This window comes from Shinella agrisoli, assembly GCF_046557955.1.
GTDB lineage: Bacteria > Pseudomonadota > Alphaproteobacteria > Rhizobiales > Rhizobiaceae > Shinella.
This window is the reverse complement of record NZ_JBJIEP010000004.1, coordinates 180,970-199,185: the sequence shown is the minus strand read 5'-3', so window position 1 is coordinate 199,185 and position 18,216 is coordinate 180,970. Positions and strand designations below refer to the sequence as shown.

The following is an 18,216-nucleotide window of genomic DNA, read 5'->3' as shown; positions in this document are numbered from 1 at the left end:
AAAACACGCAAGAGGAGACACCCAATGGCCACCGGCTTCTTCGGCGATACGCCCAAGATAAGATATGAAGGTCCCGAGAGCACCAATCCGCTCGCCTTCCGCCACTACAACCCCGACGAGATCGTCATGGGCAAGCGCATGGAGGACCACCTGCGCTTCGCCGTCGCCTACTGGCACACCTTCGTCTGGCCGGGCGGCGACCCCTTCGGCGGGCAGACCTTCGAGCGTCCCTGGTTCGAGGATTCGATGCAGGCGGCGAAACTCAAGGCCGATGTCGCCTTCGAGTTCTTCCAACTGCTCGGCGTGCCCTTCTACTGCTTCCACGACGCGGACGTGCGCCCGGAGGGCCGGGACTTCGCCGAGAACACGAAGAACCTCAACGAGATCGTCGACTATTTCGAGAAGAAGCAGGCCGAGACGGGCGTGAAGCTGCTCTGGGGCACGGCGAACCTCTTCTCCAACCGCCGCTACATGGGCGGTGCCGCGACCAATCCGGATCCGGACGTCTTCGCCTTCGCCGCCGCGACCGTGAAGACCTGCATCGACGCGACGCAGCGCCTCGGCGGCCAGAACTACGTGCTGTGGGGCGGCCGCGAGGGCTACGAGACCCTGCTCAACACGAATATCGGCCAGGAGCTCGACCAGCTCGGCCGTTTCGTCAACATGGTCGTCGAATACAAGCACAAGATCGGCTTCAAGGGCGCCATCCTCATCGAGCCCAAGCCGCAGGAGCCGACCAAGCACCAGTACGACTACGATGTGGCGACCGTCTACGGCTTCCTCAGGAAGTACGGCCTGGAGAACGAGGTGAAGGTCAATATCGAGCAGGGCCACGCGATCCTCGCCGGCCATTCCTTCGAGCACGAGCTGGCGCTCGCCAACGCGCTCGGCATCTTCGGCTCGATCGACATGAACCGCAACGACTACCAGTCCGGCTGGGACACCGACCAGTTCCCCAACAACGTGCCGGAAATGGCGCTCGCCTTCTACCAGGTCCTTGCCGGCGGCGGTTTCACGACCGGCGGCACGAACTTCGACGCCAAGCTGCGCCGCCAGTCGATCGATCCGGAAGACCTGCTGATCGGCCATATCGGCGGCATGGACTGCTGCGCGCGCGGCCTGAAGGCCGCGGCGAGGATGATCGAGGACAAGGCGCTCTCCGGCCCGCTCGCCGAGCGCTATGCCGGCTGGCAGAAGCCCGAGGCGCAGAAGATCCTTTCCGGCGGCTCGTCGCTGGAGGACCTGGAGGCCTATGTGCGGAACGCCGGCATCAACCCGCAGCCGCGCTCCGGCAAGCAGGAGCTCCTGGAGAACGTGGTCAACCGCTACGTCTGAGCCCCGCGGACCATCGAGGCACGACGGGGCGCCTGCGAGGGCGCCCCCGACCGCTGTCGAAAAACCGTGCTCCTCCGCCATGGCCGAGCAGGGCGGCGGAAGGTTTTCGGGACTGCCTCAGCAGTCCGGGTGCACCGGTCAAGATGCGCCGTTTTTTCGCAAGTCCGCGCTCCCCGCCGCCGCCGTGGTGCGGCTCTGCGCGAAGATGACGACGCGGGCGGGCGAGATTTGCCGGCAAGCCGCCGTGCCTTTGCTTCCGGCGGCTTTTGGCTGTACTTCTCCTTACGTAGCGTAAGATATATTTCAGGATGTGCCGGGTAGTATTGTATCGGAGTTGTATTTAATGCTATATTTTATAACAATGAGCGGATACCGGACATAAATTCAACAGAAGCTTGATTTTTATCAATTTTGAAAAAGTAATCGGCCGCCATCTATATTGTTTGTTTACTCTCCCCTGCGAAAAAACTCCTCGGTCCGGCAGATGGAGACCTGATTCGGGGTTTCGTGTCGGCCGCCGTTGCAAGCACACGAGGATTTGCCCGATGTCAGCGCAGGATGCCAAGACCCAGCAGTTGAACGAACGCCTCCAGTTCGTCGATCTCGATACGGACCAGCGCGCCGCGCTGAAGCGGGCATTGCCGGCCATTTCCGCCTCGCTCGACGGCGCGCTGGACACCTTCTACCGCAAGGCGCGCGCGACGCCCGAGACGGCCCGCTTCTTCTCCTCGGAGGCGCATATCGAGAGCGCCAAGGGCCGGCAGGTCAAGCACTGGGAACTGATCGGGTCGGGCCGCTTCGACACGCAATATGTCGACGCCGTCACCATGATCGGGCGGACCCATGCCCGTCTCGGCCTGGAGCCGCGCTGGTATATCGGCGGCTATGCGCTGATCCTGGAGGCGATCGTCGAGAGCGTCATCACGAAGCATCTCGAAGGCTTCCTCTACCGCAAGAAGGCGGCGGCGCTGGGCGAGGAGATCACGGCCATCGTCAAGGCCGCGCTGGTCGACATGGACTATGCGATCTCGGTCTACCTCGAGGCGCTCCAGGAAGAGCGCGAGAAGGCGGAGGCCGCGCGGCAGGCGCTGAATGCCGAGCAGGAAGAGGCGCTCGGCGCCCTCGACGCTTCGCTCAACCGCCTTGCCGGCGGCGACCTGACCGCCGCCATCACCAGGCCGCTCGCCCCGCAGTTCGAGCGGCTGCGCTCCAACTTCAACGCCGCGATCGAGAAGCTCGACGACACGCTCGGCGCGATCGTCACCGCGGCGGAGGATGCGGCCGGCAATTCCGGCGAACTGGTGAACGCCACGGACGACATGGCGCGGCGCACCGAGCAGCAGGCGGCTTCGCTGGAGGAGACGGCGGCGGCCGTCGAGGAGATCACCACGATTTCCCGCGAGGCGGCCAGCCGCGCGGAAGAGGCGCGCCGCGTCGTCGGCAGCGCGACCGAGGAGGCGAGGCGCTCCGGCGCGGTCGTCGAGCAGGCGGTCTCGGCGATGAGCGCCATCGAGGACTCGTCGCGCAGGATCACCCAGATCATCGGCGTCATCGACCAGATCTCGTTCCAGACCAACCTGCTGGCGCTCAATGCCGGCGTCGAGGCGGCACGGGCCGGCGAGGCCGGCAAGGGCTTTGCGGTCGTGGCGCAGGAGGTGCGCGAGCTCGCGCAGAAATCCGCGGAGGCCGCCAAGGAGATCAAGGCGCTGATCGACAAGTCCTTCGAGGACGTGCTGCTCGGCGTTTCGCTGGTCAACAAGACCGGCGAGGCGCTGCACCATATCGGCGAGCAGGTCGTCAACATCAACGGGCATATCGACGCCATCGCCAATTCCGCCCGCGAGCAGTCGGCCGGCATCTCCGAGATCAACACCGCCGTCGGCAGCATGGACCAGATGACCCAGCAGAACGCCGCGATGGTCGAAGAAACCAACGCCGCCACGCACAATCTCATGCAGATCAGCACGACGCTGAAGAGCCTCGTCGACCGCTTCACCGTCTCGGCAACACGCGACCAGCGTGCGGCGAAGCCGGCGCAGCGGCGGTATGGGTGAGGGGCTATTCCCTCCCATCGACTTCTTCTCGCTGCAGGTTTGCCCCTCATCCTAACCCGCTCCCCGCAGGCGGGGAGAGGGGACGTGCCCACATAAACGCCGATAATTCGGGAAACCGGTCCGGCATGTTCCCTTCGCCCCGCCTGCGGGGAGAAGGTGGCCGGCAGGCCGGATGAGGGGCAGATGTATCGCGAGGCCATGCTTGGAAGAAGCGCGCCGCCTCCTCCGCCAATGACCTTACCGCTTCAAGAACCGCCGCGCCGGCGCGGACACCGAGTTGCGCACGATCAGGTCCGGCCGGAGCAGGATTTCCGTCTCGGCCGGTTCGCTGCCGGAAAGCAGTTCCAGGAGAAGCGCCATGGCGCTCTTGCCGATGGCGGTGCGGGGCTGGCGGATCGTGGTGAGCGAGGGCGTCATGAAGGTCGCCTGCGGCACGTCGTCGAAGCCCGTCACGGAAAAGTCGGCCGGAATGTCGTAGCCGCGCGCGCCGAGGCCGATCATCACGCCGATCGCGGTCTGGTCGTTGACGCACATGAACGCGCTCGGCAGCGTGTCGCGCATGAAGAGCTGTTCGAGCGCCAGCCGCCCGCTCTCGATCGTGCCGTCGCCCTCGACGACGATGCGCTCGCCGGGCGGCACGCCGGCCGCGTCGAGCCCCTCGTCATAGCCCTGGCGGCGGCGGCTGTAGGCGAGCCGCGTGCGCGAATCGCCGATGAAGGCGATCTTGCGGTGCCCCTCGGCGATCAGCAGGTCGACCGCCTTGCGCGCGCCCTCGATGTCGTCGACGCCGACATAGGCGATGCCGCCGTTGTAGACCGGCTCGAAGACGCCGACGCTCGGCGGCAGGCGCGCGGTCATGGTCTGGTGGCCGAAGGGCAGGATGCCGGTGAACAGGATCAGCCCCGCCGCCTGGTTGGAGTTCAGGAACTTCAGGTATTCGAGCCCGCGCTGCGGGTCGTTCTGCGTGTGGCCGATCAGGATGCCGTAGCCGTGCGCGCGCGCCTCGTTCTCAAGGCCGACGAGGATGTTGGAGAAGTTCGGGTCGCCGATGTCGGGGGCCACGACCAGGATCATGTTCGACCGGCCGAGACGCAGGCTGCGCGCCATCGCATTGGTCGTATATCCGGTGATGGCGATCGCCTGGTTGACCTTCAGCCGCGTCGAGTTCGCCACCTTCTCCGGCGTGTGGATCGCCCGCGAGACGGTCGCGATCGAGACCTGCGCGATGCGCGCGACGTCCTCGATCGTGGCAGGGCTGGGCGTCGACAAACTGGCTCTCACTCGGCGGTGGCAGTTCCGGCAGGGATGCCAAGCGGCTGCGTCCGGAATTGCTTGAAACAAACGAATTGCGGGGACACTACACAGACTGGCCCGAGGGTCAAACAGCGCTTGATAAAAATTGCTGACATCCAACAATGTAAACCTTTACATCAGCACTGTAAAGGTTTACATCATGCTCAAGCGGTCGAGGAGCCGCAGGGAGGAAATCATGAATCCGGACGCTGCCGACGGGGCTCCCGTCGTTCTTGCCGCCCGCCGCATCAGCAAGTCTTTCAGCGGCGTGCAGGTGCTGTTCAGCGTCAATTTCGAGCTGCGCGCCGGCGAGATCCACGCTCTCATGGGTGAGAACGGCGCCGGCAAGTCGACGCTCGTCAAGATCCTCTCCGGCTTCGAGCAGCCGACGTCCGGCGAGATCGTTCTCGACGGCCAGCCGGTGAAGCTGCCGCCGAACGGCCAGGCCGAGCAGCTCGGCATCGTCATCATCCACCAGGAATTCAACCTCGCCGAACACCTCACCGTCACCGAGAGCCTGTTCCTCGGCCGGGAAGTGACGCGCTACGGCGTGCTCGACCGCAAGTTCATGCGCGCCGAGACGCGCCGCGTGCTCGACCAGCTCGGCTCCCACGTCGACGAGAACGCGCTGATCAGCTCGCTGTCCATCGCCGACAAGCAGATGGTGGAGATCGCCAAGGCGATCAGCCGCGATGCGCGCATCATCTTCATGGACGAGCCGACCGCCGTCCTCTCCCGCGAGGAGACCAACTACCTCTTCCGCCAGGTGCGCAAGCTGCGCGAGAAGGGCACGTCCTTCGTCTTCGTCTCGCACAAGCTGGACGAGGTGATGGAGCTGACCGACCGCGTCACCGTGCTGCGCGACGGGCAATGGGTGAAGACCGCGCCGACCGGCATCCTCGACGGCGAGTCGATCGCCCAGCTCATGGTCGGGCGCGAACTGTCCAGCCTCTATCCCGCCAAGCAGGAGCCGAGCGTCGACGAGGAGGTGACGCTTTCGGTCGAGGGCCTTTCGACGCATTATGTGAAGGATGCGAGCTTCGAGGTCCGCAAGGGCGAGATCCTCGGCTTTTCCGGCCTGATCGGCTCGGGCCGCACGGAGCTGATGGAGGCGGTCGCCGGGCTGCGCCCGCGCACGGCGGGCGAGGTCTCGGTGCGCGGCGAGAGCGTGCCCTCCGGCGACGTGCATGCCGCCAACCGCGTCGGCATCGCCTACATGACCAAGGACCGCAAGCACAAGGGCCTGCTGCTCAACTCCCGCATGACGGCGAACCTCACGCTGCAATCGCTGGAGAAGCACGGAAGATACGGCTATCTCAGCCCGAAGAGCGAGGCGACCGCGCTGGAGCGCGCACGCCGGCGCTTCGACATCCGCGTGCGCGACGGGCGCGTCGTCGCCGGCCGTATGTCGGGCGGCAACCAGCAGAAGCTGCTGCTCGCCAAGGTCATGGAGACCGAGCCGGACGTCATCATCATCGACGAGCCGACGCGCGGCATCGATGTCGGCACCAAGCAGCAGATCTACCACTTCATCTCGGCGCTCGCCCGCGACGGCAAGTCGATCGTCGTCGTCTCCTCGGAGATGCCGGAGATCATCGGGCTGTGCACGCGCGTCGCCGTCATGCGGGAAGGGCGGATCGTCGGCATCCTCGAGGGCGAGGAGATCACCGAGCAGGAGATCATGCGCTATTCGGCGGGCCTGAAGAAGAAGACCGCCGCCTGAGCGCGACGCCGGGCGGCATTCGCAACGAATTCACGTCGGGGAAGAACATGACGGCAAGCGAAGACCTGGGCGAAACGAAGGCGAAGGGCCGGAGCTGGCGGGACGTCGACCTGAGGGCGGTCGCGCCCTTTGCGGCGCTCGCCCTGCTGCTCATCGTCGGGGCGCTGATAAACCCCAACTTCATCGGCCTCAACAACCTGGCGAACGTGGCGACGCGCAGCGCCTTCATCGCGATCATCGCGGTCGGGGCGACCTTCGTCATCTCCTCCGGCGACCTCGACCTTTCCGTCGGCTCCATGGTCGCCTTCGTCGCCTCGATCATGATCCTGTTCATGAATTCCGGCGCGATCGCCGATCCCTCGCTCATGCTGACCGCCGCCGTGGTGCTGACGGTCATCATCGGCGCCGGCTGCGGCCTTGCCAACGGCCTCATCACCACGGTCGGCAAGATCGAGCCCTTCATCGCCACGCTCGGCACGATGGGCATATACCGCGGCCTGACGACGTGGCTTTCCCAGGGCGGCGCGATCACGCTGCGCGAGCCGGAACTGCAGGCGCTCTACCGCCCGGCCTATTTCGGCCACCTCTTCGGCGTGCCGGTGCCGATCGTCGTCATCCTCGTCGTCACCGCCATTGCCGCCTTCGTCCTTTACCGCATGCGCTACGGCCGCCATGTCGTCGCCGTCGGCTCGAACCGGGACGTGGCGCGCTATTCGGGCATCCCCGTCGACCGGGTGCGCACCATCGCCTTCGTCATCCAGGGCCTGTGCGTCGCCATCGCCGTGCTGCTCTACGTGCCGCGCCTCGGCTCCACCTCCGCCACCACCGGCATTCTCTGGGAGTTGCAGGCGATCACCGCGGTCGTCGTCGGCGGCACGGCGCTGAAGGGCGGGGCGGGCCGCGTCTGGGGCACGATCTGTGGCGCCTTCATTCTCGAACTGGTCGGCAACATAATGCTGCTGTCCAACTTCATCAGCGAATATCTGATCGGGGCCATCCAGGGCGCGATCATCATCATTGCGATGCTCGTCCAGCGCTCGCTGGTGCGGAAGTCGTAAGTACAGCCGGGTTCACGGGTCCCCGGCCATGAAGGAAGACCTGCTTTTGGGAGGAAACTCATGCGCAAGAAACTACTGGGCCTGACGGTTGCGGCGCTCGCCGCCTTCACCGGCCTCGGCCACGCACAAGAACAGAAGAACGTGACGATCGGCGTCTCCATCCCGGCCGCCAGCCACGGCTGGACGGCGGGCGTGGTCTACCACGCCGAGCGCGTCGCCAAGCTCCTCATGGAGCGCCACGAGGGCCTCAACGTCATCGTCAAGACCTCGCCGGACCCGGCAAGCCAGGCCAACGCCGTGCAGGACCTCCAGACGCAGGGCATCGACGCGCTCGTCATCCTGCCGACCGACCCCGATCCGCTGGTCAACGCGATCAAGGAGATCAAGGACGGCGGCACCTTCGTCGCCCTCGTCGACCGCGCGCCGAGCGTCAACGACAACACGGTGCGCGACCTTTACGTCGCCGGCAACAACTTCGCGCTCGGCCAGACGGCGGGCGAATACATCAAGGCCACGACGCCGGACGCCGAGGTCGTCGTCATCCGCGGCATGCCGATCCCGATCGACCAGGAACGCCAGAACGGCTTCGACAAGGGCATCGAAGGCTCGAACGTCAAGGTCCTCGACCGCCAGTACGGCAACTGGAACCGCGACGACGCCTTCAAGGTCATGCAGGACTACCTGACCAAGTACCAGAAGATCGACGTCGTCTGGTGCCAGGACGACGACATGGCCGTCGGCGTCCTCCAGGCCATCGAGCAGGCCGGCCGCACGGACATCCAGTATGTCGTGGCCGGCGCCGGCTCGAAGGAGATGATCAAGAAGGTCATGGACGGCGACAAGATGATCCCGGTCGACGTGCTCTATCCGCCGGCGATGGTCGGCACCGCGCTCGAAATGACCGCCGCCAACTTCTACGGCCAGGTCCCGGTCCGTGGCGTCTACACCATCGACGCCACGCTGGTGACGAAGGACAACGCGAAGGACTTCTACTTCCCGGATTCCCCGTTCTGATCCGAAGACGAAGCGATCCGCCCGGGTTCTGCCCGGGCGGTTCGACGACGAAGCCCGCGCACCGCGCCTCCGTCGACAAGCCCGCGCACCTCAATTCCACCAATCCCGCATTTCCGCATTGCCCATCCTGCCAAAGGCCGTTAGCCTGCCACGCGCTGTGGTACGTACCGCAAAACTATCTTCGACTGGCCGCAGGAACGGCCGGATGCATGGGAGGAAGCCAAAGATGAAGACGATCAAGGGCCCCGGCCTGTTTCTCGCCCAGTTCGCCGGCGATGCCGCACCGTTCAACTCCTGGGACGCGATCACAAAATGGGCCGCCGACATCGGCTACAAGGGCGTGCAGGTGCCGACCTGGGACACCCGCCTCATCGACCTGAAGAAGGCGGCCGAGTCCAAGGCCTATTGCGACGAGTTCGCCGGCAAGGCGCGCGAGAACGGCGTCGAGGTCACCGAGCTTTCCACCCATCTCCAGGGCCAGCTCGTCGCCGTGCATCCCGCCTATGACGAGGCCTTCGACGGCTTTGCGGCGCCCGAAGTGCGCGGCAATCCCAAGGCGCGGCAGGAATGGGCGGTGGACCAGGTGAAGATGGCGCTGACGGCTTCGAGGAACCTCGGCCTTGATGCCATGGCGAGCTTTTCCGGCGCGCTCGCCTGGCCCTTCGTCTATCCCTGGCCGCAGCGCCCGGCCGGCCTCGTCGAGACGGCCTTCGACGAGCTCGCAAGGCGCTGGAAGCCGATCCTCGACCATGCCGAGGAGAACGGCGTCGACGTCTGCTACGAGATCCATCCCGGCGAGGACCTGCACGACGGCATCACCTACGAGATGTTCCTGGAGCGCACCGGCAACCATGCCCGCGCCTGCATGCTCTACGATCCCTCGCACTACGTCCTGCAGTGCCTCGACTATCTCGACAACATCGACATCTACAAGGACCGCATCCGCATGTTCCATGTGAAGGATGCCGAGTTCAACCCGACCGGCCGGCAGGGCGTCTACGGCGGCTACCAGGGCTGGGTGGACCGCGCCGGCCGCTTCCGCTCGCTCGGCGACGGCCAGGTCGATTTCGGCGCCGTCTTCTCCAAGATGGCCGCCAACGATTTCGCCGGCTGGGCCGTGGTCGAATGGGAATGCGCGCTCAAGCACCCGGAGGACGGCGCCCGCGAGGGGGCCGAGTTCGTCAAGGCGCACATCATCCGCGTGACGGAGAAGGCCTTCGACGATTTCGCCGATGCGGGTACGGACGAGGCGGCGAACCGGCGCATGCTGGGGCTGTGAGGGCTGCCCCGCACCCTGGCCCTCTCCCCGCAAGCGGGGAGAGGGGACTTGCCCCACGAACGGGCGTTGTTTGAGGAAAACCGTGCGTCCTATCCCCTTCGCCCCGCAGCCAAGGAGAAGGTGGCCGGCAGGCCGGATGAGGGGCATTTGCCCCACGATGAACTTTCAGGAGGAACACATATGGCAATCGAAGGAAGCACCAGCGAGACGCGGGAGCGCCGCATCCGGCTCGGCATGGTCGGCGGCGGCTCGGGCGCCTTCATCGGCGCGGTGCACCGCATCGCGGCCCGGCTGGACGACCATTACGAGCTTGTCGCCGGCGCGCTCTCGTCCTCGCCGGAAAAGGCCGCGCAGTCGGCGCGCGAGCTTGGTCTCGACCCCGCGCGCAGCTACGGCAGCTTCAAGGAGATGGCGATCCGCGAGGTCAAGCTGAAGAACGGCATCGAGGCGGTGGCGATCGTCACGCCGAACCACGTGCACTACGAGGCCGCGAAGGAGTTTTTGAAGCGCGGCATCCATGTCATCTGCGACAAGCCGCTGACCTCGACGCTTTCCGACGCCCGTAAGCTGAAGAAGCTGGCGGAGGAGAGCGACGCGCTCTTCGTGCTCACCCACAACTACACCGGCTATCCCATGGTCCGCCAGGCCCGCGAGATGGTCGCCAGCGGCGAGCTCGGCGCCATCCGCCTCGTGCAGATGGAATATCCGCAGGACTGGCTGACGGAGGACATCGAGAGCAGCGGCCAGAAGCAGGCCGCCTGGCGCACGGACCCGTCGAAGTCGGGCGCGGGCGGCTCGACCGGCGACATCGGCACCCATGCCTATAATCTCGGCTGCTTCGTTTCCGGCCTCGAGCTCGAGGAGCTCTCCGCCGATCTCGACAGCTTCGTGCCGGGCCGCCGGCTCGACGACAACGCCCATGTGATGCTGCGCTTCAAGGAGAAAGACGGGGTGCGCGCCAAGGGCACGCTCTGGTGCAGCCAGGTCGCGCCCGGCCACGAGAACGGCCTGAAGGTGCGCGTCTACGGCACCAAGGGGGGCCTGGAATGGGTGCAGGCTGACCCGAACTATCTCTGGTACACGCCGTTCGGCGAGCCGAAGCGGCTGATCACCCGCAACGGCGCGGGCGCCGGTGCGGCCGCCGGCCGCGTCAGCCGCGTGCCCTCCGGCCATCCGGAAGGCTATCTGGAAGGTTTTGCCAACATCTATTCGGAGGCCGCCCGCGCCATCTACGCCAAGCGCAACGGCGCCGAGGTCGATCCCGCCGTCACTTATCCGACGGTCGACGACGGCCTGAAAGGCATGCTCTTCGTCGATGCCTGCGTGCAGTCGTCGAAAAGGAACGGCGCCTGGGTGAAGGTCTGATTGTCGTAAAGGCGACCGGGTACCCGCCCCGGCGCGGCGGCCGGCTACCGCCTCAGGCGAAGATGCCGCCGAGGCGGATGACCAGTTTCTTGTCGAACAGCTGGCCGCGGCTGAACATCCAGCTCAGCGCATCCCGTGCGGTCCACGGCTGCTTGTAGGGGCGGGCGCTCGTCAGTGCCTCGAAGACGTCGCAGACGGTGGCGAGGCGGATTTCCTGGCTGAGCTCGCCGGCCGCAAGGCCGAGCGGATAGCCGCTGCCGTCCAGGGTTTCGTGATGGTACCGGCAGATGTCGAGGACGAGGTGGGACATGCCGCCCTGTTCCTTCAGCAGGCGATAGCCGACCTCGGGATGGTTGCGCACGAGGCGCCGTTCCTCCGCCTCCAGCCGGCCGGCCTTGTTGAGGATGGCGTTCGGCACCATGAGCTTGCCGACATCGTGCAAGAGGCCGGCGACGCCGAGTTCGCGCACCATGTCGTCCGCATAGCCGAGAGACCGTGCGAGCCGCATCATCAGTGCGCTCACCGCCAGCGAATGCACATAGGTTCCCTCGTCCTTCGTCTTGAGGCGCGTGACCTCCAGGAAGATTTCGGGCGAGGCGTCGATCCGGCTGGAGATTTCATCCGCGACGGGGTTGAGCGTGTCGGCCTGCAGCTGCCCGCGGCGCACCGCATCGAAGCTGCCGCGCAAGGCGCTCGTCGCCTGCACGACCGTCTCGGCGGTGCGCTTGCGCTCCTGCGCGCCGGCCGCCGGGCCGCCGGCCGCGTCGATGTCCATCATGCTCTTTTGCGGATTGACCAACGCGTAGGCCGCGGAGGTGGCGAGGATGGCGCGTATGGTCTCGTCGGACTGGACGAGGAAACGGCGCCCGGAAAATTCGGCGTCCGGGCATTCGACCGATTCGACGAACATGCCCTTGCGAACGAGATGCTTCGGAATTCGTCGTACCACGCGCCTGTCTCCTCCCAGGACGCGGGCATTCTACGGAACGATTTCCTAAGCTTTTGTTTAAGCAGGCGCTGCTTTAAGCTCTGCCCTGCGCGGGCAAGGCACGATGCGGCACGCGGAACCATCGCGATAGCCCTCGGCACCCTCTCTTCTGTCGTCATCCTCGGGCCTGACCCGAGGATCCACCCACCGGAAAACCCTCGCTTTCCAGCAAACCGCCCCGCGGTTTTCCCCGCCCCCGCAACCCGCCGCGGATACGCTGCCAGGCGTGGCAGTGAAGCGGAGTCGGCGCGGGGGGTGGGGAAAGGACGCGGACCCTCACGCGCCGGGCGTGCCTGTGCGGCACACCCCGTCCGAATGCCCTTCGAAAAACCACGGACGCAAATGCCGCGTGAACGATACTGCATGCCGCAGGCGTTGACTTTTCGCGCGGCCGCATTACTGCAACGTTGCAGAAGCGCCTGCGACGGCGCGCAGCACGTAAGGACCGGAAGCGCCCGATGATCGACCCCAAGACCCTTGCCGACCGTTTTCCCGGCGACTTCGTGTTCGGCGTGGCGACCGCCGCCTTCCAGGTCGAGGGCGCCTCGAAGGCGGACGGGCGCAAGCCGTCGATCTGGGACGCCTTCTCCAACATGCCGGGCCGCGTCCATGGCCGGCACAACGGCGATGTCGCCTGCGACCACTACAACCGCCTGGAGGAGGACCTCGACCTCATCGCCTCGCTCGGCGTTGCGGCCTATCGTTTCTCCATCGCCTGGCCGCGCATCGTTCCGGAAGGCACCGGCCCGGTGAACGAGAAGGGGCTGGATTTCTACGACCGCCTCGTCGACGGCCTCAAGGCGCGGGGCATCAAGGCCTTCGCCACGCTCTACCATTGGGATCTTCCGCTGATGCTCATGGGCGACGGCGGCTGGACGGCGCGGCAGACGGCCTATGCCTTCCAGCGCTATGCCAGGGCGGTGACCGCCCGGCTCGGCGACCGGCTGGATGCGGTGGCGACCTTCAACGAGCCCTGGTGCTCCGTCTGGCTGAGCCACCTCTACGGCATCCACGCGCCGGGCGAGCGCGACATGGACGCAGCGCTTCATGCGCTCCACTTCACCAATCTGGCACATGGTCTCGGCGTCGCCGCCGTCCGCTCCGAGCGGCCGTCGCTGCCGGTCGGCCTGGTGCTGAACGCCCATGCGATCTATCCGGGCAGCGACAGCCCGGCCGACCGGGCAGCCGCTGCCCGCGCCTTCGATTTCCACAACGGCGTCTTCTTCGGCCCCGTCTTCAAGGGCGAATATCCCGAAAGCTTCCTTGCCGCCCTCGGCCACCGCATGCCGGCGATCGAGCCCGGCGACATGGAGACGATCTCCCAGCCGCTCGACTGGTGGGGCCTCAACTACTACACGCCGATGCGCGTATCCCACGACCCGGCCGACGGTGCGGAATTTCCCGCCACCGTGCCCGCGCCGCCGGTCGCCGAGGCCAGGACCGACATCGGCTGGGAGGTTTTCGCCCCCGCGCTCGGCGACCTCGTCCGCAGGCTCAACGCCGACTACCCGCTGCCCCCGTGCTACATCACCGAGAACGGCGCCTGCTACAACATGGGCGTGGAGGGCGGGACGGTCGACGACCAGCCGCGGCTCGACTACATCGCCGACCACCTCGCCGTCACCGCCGGCCTCATCGCCGAGGGCTATCCGATGCGCGGCTATTTCGCCTGGAGCCTCATGGACAATTTCGAGTGGGCGGAAGGCTACAGGATGCGCTTCGGCATCGTGCACGTGGATTACGAGACGCAGGTGCGCACGGTGAAGAAGAGCGGCCATTGGTATGCGGCGCTCGCGGGCGAGTTCCCGAAGGGGAATCATCGGGCGGGGTGACCCCTTGGAAAATCGGAAGGAAAAGCGAGCCGCCGGCGTTTCGGAGCTTGCCCCTCACCCTGATCCTCTCCCCGCAAGCTCCGCCACCAGGATGCGTGATCCGGAAGGGGCACTATGGCCGGACTACTTTCCCAGATGCCGCTCCCCGCGCTTGCGGGCGAGGTTCATCTGCCTCTGCCGCTCGCGGAAGCGCCGGCGGTCCGCCTCGCTGCGCGTTGCGTGGCAATGCGGACAGGAGACGCCGGCCTCGTAGAGCGGCGAGGCAATCTCCTCTGCCGTCAGCGGGTGCCGGCAGGCGCGGCAGAGCTTGTGCTCGCCCTCTTCGAGGCCGTGGGTGACGGAGACGCGTTCGTCGAAGACGAAGCAGGCGCCTTCCCAAAGGCTCTCCTGCGGCGGCACCTCTTCCAAGTATTTCAGGATGCCGCCCTTGAGGTGGTAGACCTCCTCGAAGCCCTGTTCCTTCATGAAGGCGGTCGCCTTCTCGCAGCGGATGCCGCCGGTGCAGTACATGGCGATCTTCGGCTTGTTGTGCAGGCCGGTGTTCCGGCGCACCCAGTCCGGGAACTCGCGGAAGGTCTTCGTGTTCGGATCGACCGCGCCCTTGAACATGCCGATCGCCGTCTCGTAGTCGTTGCGCGTGTCGATGACGATGGTGTCGGGGTCCGAGATCAGCGCGTTCCAGTCCGCGGGCGCCACATAGGTGCCGACCGAGCGCGTGGGGTCGATGTCCTCGACGCCCATGGTGACGATCTCCTTCTTGAGCCGCACCTTCATGCGCAGGAAGGGCATCTCGCTCGCATGGCTCTCCTTGTGCTCCAGCCCCGAAAATTCCGGCTGGCTGCGCAGGAAGGAAAGCACGGCGCGCACGCCGGCGTCCGGCCCGGCGATCGTGCCGTTGATGCCCTCATGGGCGAGAAGCAGCGTGCCGCGCACGCCGTTGTCCTCGCAAAGCGCCTGCAAGGGCGCACGCAGGTCCGCAAAACGCGGAACCGAGACGAAATGGTAGAGCGCGGCGACGAGGAAGCCGCTGTCCTGTACTGGCGCCCGTGCTGGCGAAGGAATCTCGTTTGTCATGGCCGCCACATACAGCTTCGGCACATTTCAGGCAATGCGGCGCATGGTCCGGCCGCGGGCCGCTCAGGCAAGCTGGCGCAGGCTCGCGCCGCTGCTCATGCCGAGCGCCATCGACTGGTTGGAATACTGGCTTTCGCCGGTCACTTCCCGGCCCACCCAGTTCGGCAGCCGCGGCTCGTCGTGGATCGAGGAAAGCTCGACCTCGGCGATCACCAGGCCGCGATGGGTGCCCTCATAGACATCGACCTCCCAGACATGGCCCTCGTGCGGCACCCGGTAGCGCACCTTTTCGATCACGTTGCCGATCGCATGGCGCAGCATGTCCTCGGCCTCGTCGCGGTCGATATCGAACTCGTATTCGTCGCGAACGAGGGCCGTATGGCCGACTTTCAGGGTGATGCGCGCGTGTCCGTCGCCATAGATGCGAACCCGGAGAGACCGATCGTCCTGGGCCACCACGTAGGCCTGCCGTATGGCGATGCCTTCATCTGCGAAGGTGCGCCAGCGCTGGCCCGACACCAGGAACTTCCGCTCGATCTCTTTCGCCATAGGCACGCTTTCGCTGTTGGAGATGGGCTTGGGCGAGGGCAGACTACACACGATAAGTGTGTCATGACAAGTGCACGCATCATGCTTTAGGCTCGACACGATGGCGCGGACGCGGTATGCCGATCTCAATTCAATCGTTTTAAAAAGGTGGTGCCATGAGCGAGAAGAACGCCAAGCTCCTTTCCGTCCTGAAGCTGCAGCCGGTGGTGCCGGTGCTGATCGTCGAAGACGTCAAGACGGCCGTTCCGCTGGCGCGCGCGCTCGTGGCCGGCGGGCTGAAGGCGATCGAGATCACGCTGCGCACGACCGCCGCGCTGGAGGCGATCCGGGCGGTGGCGAACGAAGTCGAGGGCGCCGTCGCCGGTGCCGGCACGATCCTCAATGCCGCGCAGTTCGAGGCGGCGGCCGAGGCGGGCTCGCAGTTCATCGTCAGCCCCGGCACGACGCAGGAGCTGATCGAGGCGGCGGCCGATTCCGAAATCCCGCTTCTGCCGGGCGCGGCCACCGCGAGCGAGGTCATGGGCCTTCGCGAGGAGGGCTACGAGGTGCTGAAGTTCTTCCCGGCCGAGCAGGCGGGAGGCGCGGCCTATATCAAGGCGCTGTCCTCGCCGCTCGCCGGCACGCTGTTCTGCCCGACGGGCGGCATCTCGCTCGCCAATGCCCGCGATTACCTCTCGCTGCCCAACGTCGTCTGCGTCGGCGGCTCGTGGGTCGCGCCGAAGGACCTCGTCGCCAGGGGCGACTGGGCGGGCATCGAGAAGCTTGCCGCCGAAGCCGCCGCCCTGAAAGGCTGAGAAGGCCGACGTAATTGTCCGGCCCGCCGCCGGTCGCGGCGTCGCCGTCCGCGGCCGTTCTCCCCGTTATGCGTTTGTAATTTAGAATGGGCATTCCTATCTTGCCTTGCAGTCGGCAGGAGAAACGGAGACCGCCCATGTTTGACGCCAAGAAGTTGCTTGACCAGTTCCTCGGTTCCCAGGTGCCCGGCGCCGGCGGAACCGTGCGCGACCGCGCGGGCCAGGTCACCCAGCTCGCCAAGGACAACCCTCTTGCCACCATCGCCATCGCCGGCGTGCTGCTCGGCACGGGCGGCGGCCGCAAGGTCGCGGGTTCGGCGCTGAAGCTCGGCAGCCTCGCCGCCATCGCCGGCCTCGGCTACCAGGCCTACAAGAACTACAAGGCCGGCCAGAACCCGCAGGAGACCGCTCAGGCCGGCACGCCGGAGCTCCTGCCGCCGCCGGCCGATTCCGGCTTCAACCCGGAGGCCGTCAGCACCGACTTCGCCCTCGTCCTCGTGCGCGCCATGATCGCCGCCTCCCGCGCGGACGGCCATATCGACGATGCCGAGCGCGCCCGCATCGTGGACAAGCTGAAGGTTTCCGGCCTCGGCGAGGATGCCGCGCAGTTCCTCGAGGAGGAGCTCGCCAATCCGGTCGATCTCGACGCGATCATCGCGGCGGCGAAGACCGAGGAGCAGCGCGTGGAGCTCTACACCGCCTCGCGCCTCGCCATCGAGCCGGAGTCGCGCGCCGAGCGCGGTTACCTCGACCTGCTCGCCGGCCGCCTCGGCCTGCCGGATGCGCTGGTCGACCATATCGAGGCGACGGTCTCCGCGGCCAAGGTCCCGGCGTAGCGGGGGAGCGGCCGGCCGCCGCTTTCCGCATTGCCTGGAACCGCCCGCTGTTCTATGCCTTCGGCGGGACCGAAGGAGGAATTGATGCGCGATCTCAAAGACTGGAAGGGTTGTCCGCCGCCTGCGCCCGTCACGCTGGAAGGGCGCACCGTGCACATCGAGCCCTATGATCGCGCAAGGCATCTCCAGGCTCTCTGGAATGCCTTCGGCGGGCTGCAGATCAATGCGCTGCTGCGCTATTTCTCGCAGGACGATTTTGCCGGCATCGAGGATTTCGACGCCTGGTCGGAGGCGGTGATCAAGTCCGGCTGGGTGCGCGAGGTCATCGTCGACAAGGCCAGCGGCAAGGTCGTCGGCATGGCGCATTACATGCGCCCGGATCCGGCGAACGGCGTGGTCGAGATCGGCGGCATCGCCCACGGGAGCGGCATGTCCCGCTCGCCGCTCTCCACTGAGGCGCAGTATCTCCTGGCAAAGCATGTCTTCGAGGATCTCGGCTACCGCCGCTACGAGTGGAAGTGCCACGACGGCAACGAGGCGAGCAAGCGCACCGCCGCCCGCCTCGGCTTTACCTTCGAGGGCGTCTTCCGCCAGCACATGCTCTCCAAGGGCGAGAACCGCGACACCGCCTGGTTCTCGATCATCGACGGCGAATGGCCGGTCCTCGCCAAGGCGTTCGAGGCCTGGCTGTCTCCGGCGAACTTCGATGCGGCCGGCCGGCAGAAGCGCAAGCTGGAAGACATCCGTGCCGAGATCGCCAAGGCGGACCCGGCATGAGCGGGGCACCCGAACGCAAGGCGAAATCGCCGGCGCTGGCGGCGCTCCTCATCCTCATCGGCACGGGCGTGGCGTTCTACTTCCTGCCGCGCGTCATGATCGCGCTCGGCGACGTCTCGCCGTGGCTGGCAGGCATGTTCGGCACGCTGCTTGTACTCGGCTTCTTCCTGCTCTTCTGGCTGCGCTCGCGCTACCAGCGCAATCGCGAAGGTTAGCATTCAGCCGAATGCCCCGATGAACCGGAT

At 66.2% G+C, this 18,216-nt stretch carries 16 protein-coding genes; 12 read left to right on the top strand and 4 right to left on the bottom strand.

Annotation, left to right across the window (positions count from 1 at the left end; all coding sequences use genetic code 11):
* Nucleotides 1-24 precede the first annotated feature (24 nt).
* Nucleotides 25-1,335: a xylose isomerase gene (xylA, locus tag ACIIOY_RS05035; RefSeq protein ID WP_411033529.1), complete on the top strand. Its 1,311-nt coding sequence runs from the start codon at nucleotides 25-27 to the stop codon at nucleotides 1,333-1,335.
* Between the two features lie 545 nt (nucleotides 1,336-1,880).
* Nucleotides 1,881-3,389 (top strand): methyl-accepting chemotaxis protein, encoded by a 1,509-nt coding sequence (locus ACIIOY_RS05030; RefSeq protein WP_411033528.1) that lies wholly within the window; start codon nucleotides 1,881-1,883, stop codon nucleotides 3,387-3,389.
* 237 nt (nucleotides 3,390-3,626) lie between these two features.
* Here the strand turns inward: ACIIOY_RS05030 and ACIIOY_RS05025 are convergent, their stop codons facing one another.
* A complete protein-coding gene (locus ACIIOY_RS05025) occupies nucleotides 3,627-4,658 on the bottom strand; it encodes a LacI family DNA-binding transcriptional regulator (protein ID WP_411033527.1) in 1,032 nt (343 codons plus the stop codon).
* 220 nt (nucleotides 4,659-4,878) lie between these two features.
* Here ACIIOY_RS05025 and ACIIOY_RS05020 point away from each other — a divergent pair, with 220 nt between their 5' ends.
* The 5 genes from ACIIOY_RS05020 (at nucleotide 4,879) to ACIIOY_RS05000 (ending at nucleotide 11,121) form a co-directional block, all read left to right on the top strand.
* Entirely contained in the window at nucleotides 4,879-6,405 is a 1,527-nt protein-coding gene (locus ACIIOY_RS05020) for a sugar ABC transporter ATP-binding protein (RefSeq protein ID WP_411033526.1), read from the top strand.
* Nucleotides 6,406-6,452: 47 nt separating this feature from the next.
* Nucleotides 6,453-7,463, top strand: coding sequence for an ABC transporter permease (locus ACIIOY_RS05015; protein WP_411033525.1), 1,011 nt, complete (start codon nucleotides 6,453-6,455; stop codon nucleotides 7,461-7,463).
* A 60-nt stretch (nucleotides 7,464-7,523) separates the two neighbouring features.
* Nucleotides 7,524-8,477 (top strand): substrate-binding domain-containing protein, encoded by a 954-nt coding sequence (locus ACIIOY_RS05010; RefSeq protein ID WP_411033524.1) that lies wholly within the window; start codon nucleotides 7,524-7,526, stop codon nucleotides 8,475-8,477.
* Nucleotides 8,478-8,703: 226 nt separating this feature from the next.
* Entirely contained in the window at nucleotides 8,704-9,756 is a 1,053-nt protein-coding gene (locus ACIIOY_RS05005) for a sugar phosphate isomerase/epimerase family protein (RefSeq protein ID WP_411033523.1), read from the top strand.
* Between the two features lie 180 nt (nucleotides 9,757-9,936).
* Complete coding sequence (locus tag ACIIOY_RS05000; RefSeq protein WP_411033522.1) at nucleotides 9,937-11,121, top strand: Gfo/Idh/MocA family protein; 1,185 nt, start codon at nucleotides 9,937-9,939, stop codon at nucleotides 11,119-11,121.
* 52 nt (nucleotides 11,122-11,173) lie between these two features.
* Here ACIIOY_RS05000 and ACIIOY_RS04995 read toward each other — a convergent pair whose 3' ends face one another.
* On the bottom strand, nucleotides 11,174-12,070 hold the full coding sequence (locus ACIIOY_RS04995) for an HD-GYP domain-containing protein (RefSeq protein ID WP_411033521.1): 897 nt from the start codon (nucleotides 12,068-12,070) through the stop codon (nucleotides 11,174-11,176).
* A gap of 497 nt (nucleotides 12,071-12,567) precedes the next feature.
* Between ACIIOY_RS04995 and ACIIOY_RS04990 the strand changes: the two genes are divergently transcribed.
* Complete coding sequence (locus ACIIOY_RS04990) at nucleotides 12,568-13,941, top strand: GH1 family beta-glucosidase (RefSeq protein ID WP_411033520.1); 1,374 nt, start codon at nucleotides 12,568-12,570, stop codon at nucleotides 13,939-13,941.
* Between the two features lie 123 nt (nucleotides 13,942-14,064).
* Here the strand turns inward: ACIIOY_RS04990 and trhO are convergent, their stop codons facing one another.
* Entirely contained in the window at nucleotides 14,065-15,015 is a 951-nt protein-coding gene (trhO, locus tag ACIIOY_RS04985; protein ID WP_411033519.1) for an oxygen-dependent tRNA uridine(34) hydroxylase TrhO, read from the bottom strand.
* A 63-nt stretch (nucleotides 15,016-15,078) separates the two neighbouring features.
* Nucleotides 15,079-15,564 carry a CYTH domain-containing protein gene (locus tag ACIIOY_RS04980; protein ID WP_411033518.1) on the bottom strand — a complete coding sequence of 162 codons (486 nt, stop codon included), beginning with the start codon at nucleotides 15,562-15,564 and terminating at the stop codon, nucleotides 15,079-15,081.
* A gap of 155 nt (nucleotides 15,565-15,719) precedes the next feature.
* Here ACIIOY_RS04980 and ACIIOY_RS04975 point away from each other — a divergent pair, with 155 nt between their 5' ends.
* The 4 genes from ACIIOY_RS04975 to ACIIOY_RS04960 all read left to right on the top strand — a co-directional run bounded on the left by ACIIOY_RS04975 (nucleotide 15,720) and on the right by ACIIOY_RS04960 (nucleotide 18,186).
* A complete protein-coding gene (locus ACIIOY_RS04975) occupies nucleotides 15,720-16,358 on the top strand; it encodes a 2-dehydro-3-deoxy-phosphogluconate aldolase (RefSeq protein WP_411033517.1) in 639 nt (212 codons plus the stop codon).
* A 137-nt stretch (nucleotides 16,359-16,495) separates the two neighbouring features.
* The gene (locus ACIIOY_RS04970; RefSeq protein ID WP_411033516.1) at nucleotides 16,496-17,194 is read left to right on the top strand and encodes a tellurite resistance TerB family protein; all 699 of its coding nucleotides are present in this window, start codon (nucleotides 16,496-16,498) and stop codon (nucleotides 17,192-17,194) included.
* A gap of 84 nt (nucleotides 17,195-17,278) precedes the next feature.
* Nucleotides 17,279-17,971, top strand: coding sequence for a GNAT family N-acetyltransferase (locus ACIIOY_RS04965; protein ID WP_411033515.1), 693 nt, complete (start codon nucleotides 17,279-17,281; stop codon nucleotides 17,969-17,971).
* Entirely contained in the window at nucleotides 17,968-18,186 is a 219-nt protein-coding gene (locus ACIIOY_RS04960; RefSeq protein WP_411033514.1) for a hypothetical protein, read from the top strand. The genes ACIIOY_RS04965 and ACIIOY_RS04960 overlap by 4 nt, the downstream gene beginning before the upstream one ends.
* Nucleotides 18,187-18,216 lie beyond the last annotated feature (30 nt).

What these genes read in the sequence shown, in the direction of transcription:
- xylA (WP_411033529.1), top strand. Translation starts at nt 25, where the DNA reads ATGGCCACCGGCTTCTTCGGCGATACGCCCAAGATAAGATATGAAGGT.
- ACIIOY_RS05030 (WP_411033528.1), top strand. Translation starts at nt 1,881, where the DNA reads ATGTCAGCGCAGGATGCCAAGACCCAGCAGTTGAACGAACGCCTCCAG.
- ACIIOY_RS05020 (WP_411033526.1), top strand. Translation starts at nt 4,879, where the DNA reads ATGAATCCGGACGCTGCCGACGGGGCTCCCGTCGTTCTTGCCGCCCGC.
- ACIIOY_RS05015 (WP_411033525.1), top strand. Translation starts at nt 6,453, where the DNA reads ATGACGGCAAGCGAAGACCTGGGCGAAACGAAGGCGAAGGGCCGGAGC.
- ACIIOY_RS05010 (WP_411033524.1), top strand. Translation starts at nt 7,524, where the DNA reads ATGCGCAAGAAACTACTGGGCCTGACGGTTGCGGCGCTCGCCGCCTTC.
- ACIIOY_RS05005 (WP_411033523.1), top strand. Translation starts at nt 8,704, where the DNA reads ATGAAGACGATCAAGGGCCCCGGCCTGTTTCTCGCCCAGTTCGCCGGC.
- ACIIOY_RS05000 (WP_411033522.1), top strand. Translation starts at nt 9,937, where the DNA reads ATGGCAATCGAAGGAAGCACCAGCGAGACGCGGGAGCGCCGCATCCGG.
- ACIIOY_RS04990 (WP_411033520.1), top strand. Translation starts at nt 12,568, where the DNA reads ATGATCGACCCCAAGACCCTTGCCGACCGTTTTCCCGGCGACTTCGTG.
- trhO (WP_411033519.1), bottom strand. Translation starts at nt 15,015, where the DNA reads ATGACAAACGAGATTCCTTCGCCAGCACGGGCGCCAGTACAGGACAGC.
- ACIIOY_RS04980 (WP_411033518.1), bottom strand. Translation starts at nt 15,564, where the DNA reads ATGGCGAAAGAGATCGAGCGGAAGTTCCTGGTGTCGGGCCAGCGCTGG.
- ACIIOY_RS04975 (WP_411033517.1), top strand. Translation starts at nt 15,720, where the DNA reads ATGAGCGAGAAGAACGCCAAGCTCCTTTCCGTCCTGAAGCTGCAGCCG.
- ACIIOY_RS04970 (WP_411033516.1), top strand. Translation starts at nt 16,496, where the DNA reads ATGTTTGACGCCAAGAAGTTGCTTGACCAGTTCCTCGGTTCCCAGGTG.
- ACIIOY_RS04965 (WP_411033515.1), top strand. Translation starts at nt 17,279, where the DNA reads ATGCGCGATCTCAAAGACTGGAAGGGTTGTCCGCCGCCTGCGCCCGTC.
- ACIIOY_RS04960 (WP_411033514.1), top strand. Translation starts at nt 17,968, where the DNA reads ATGAGCGGGGCACCCGAACGCAAGGCGAAATCGCCGGCGCTGGCGGCG.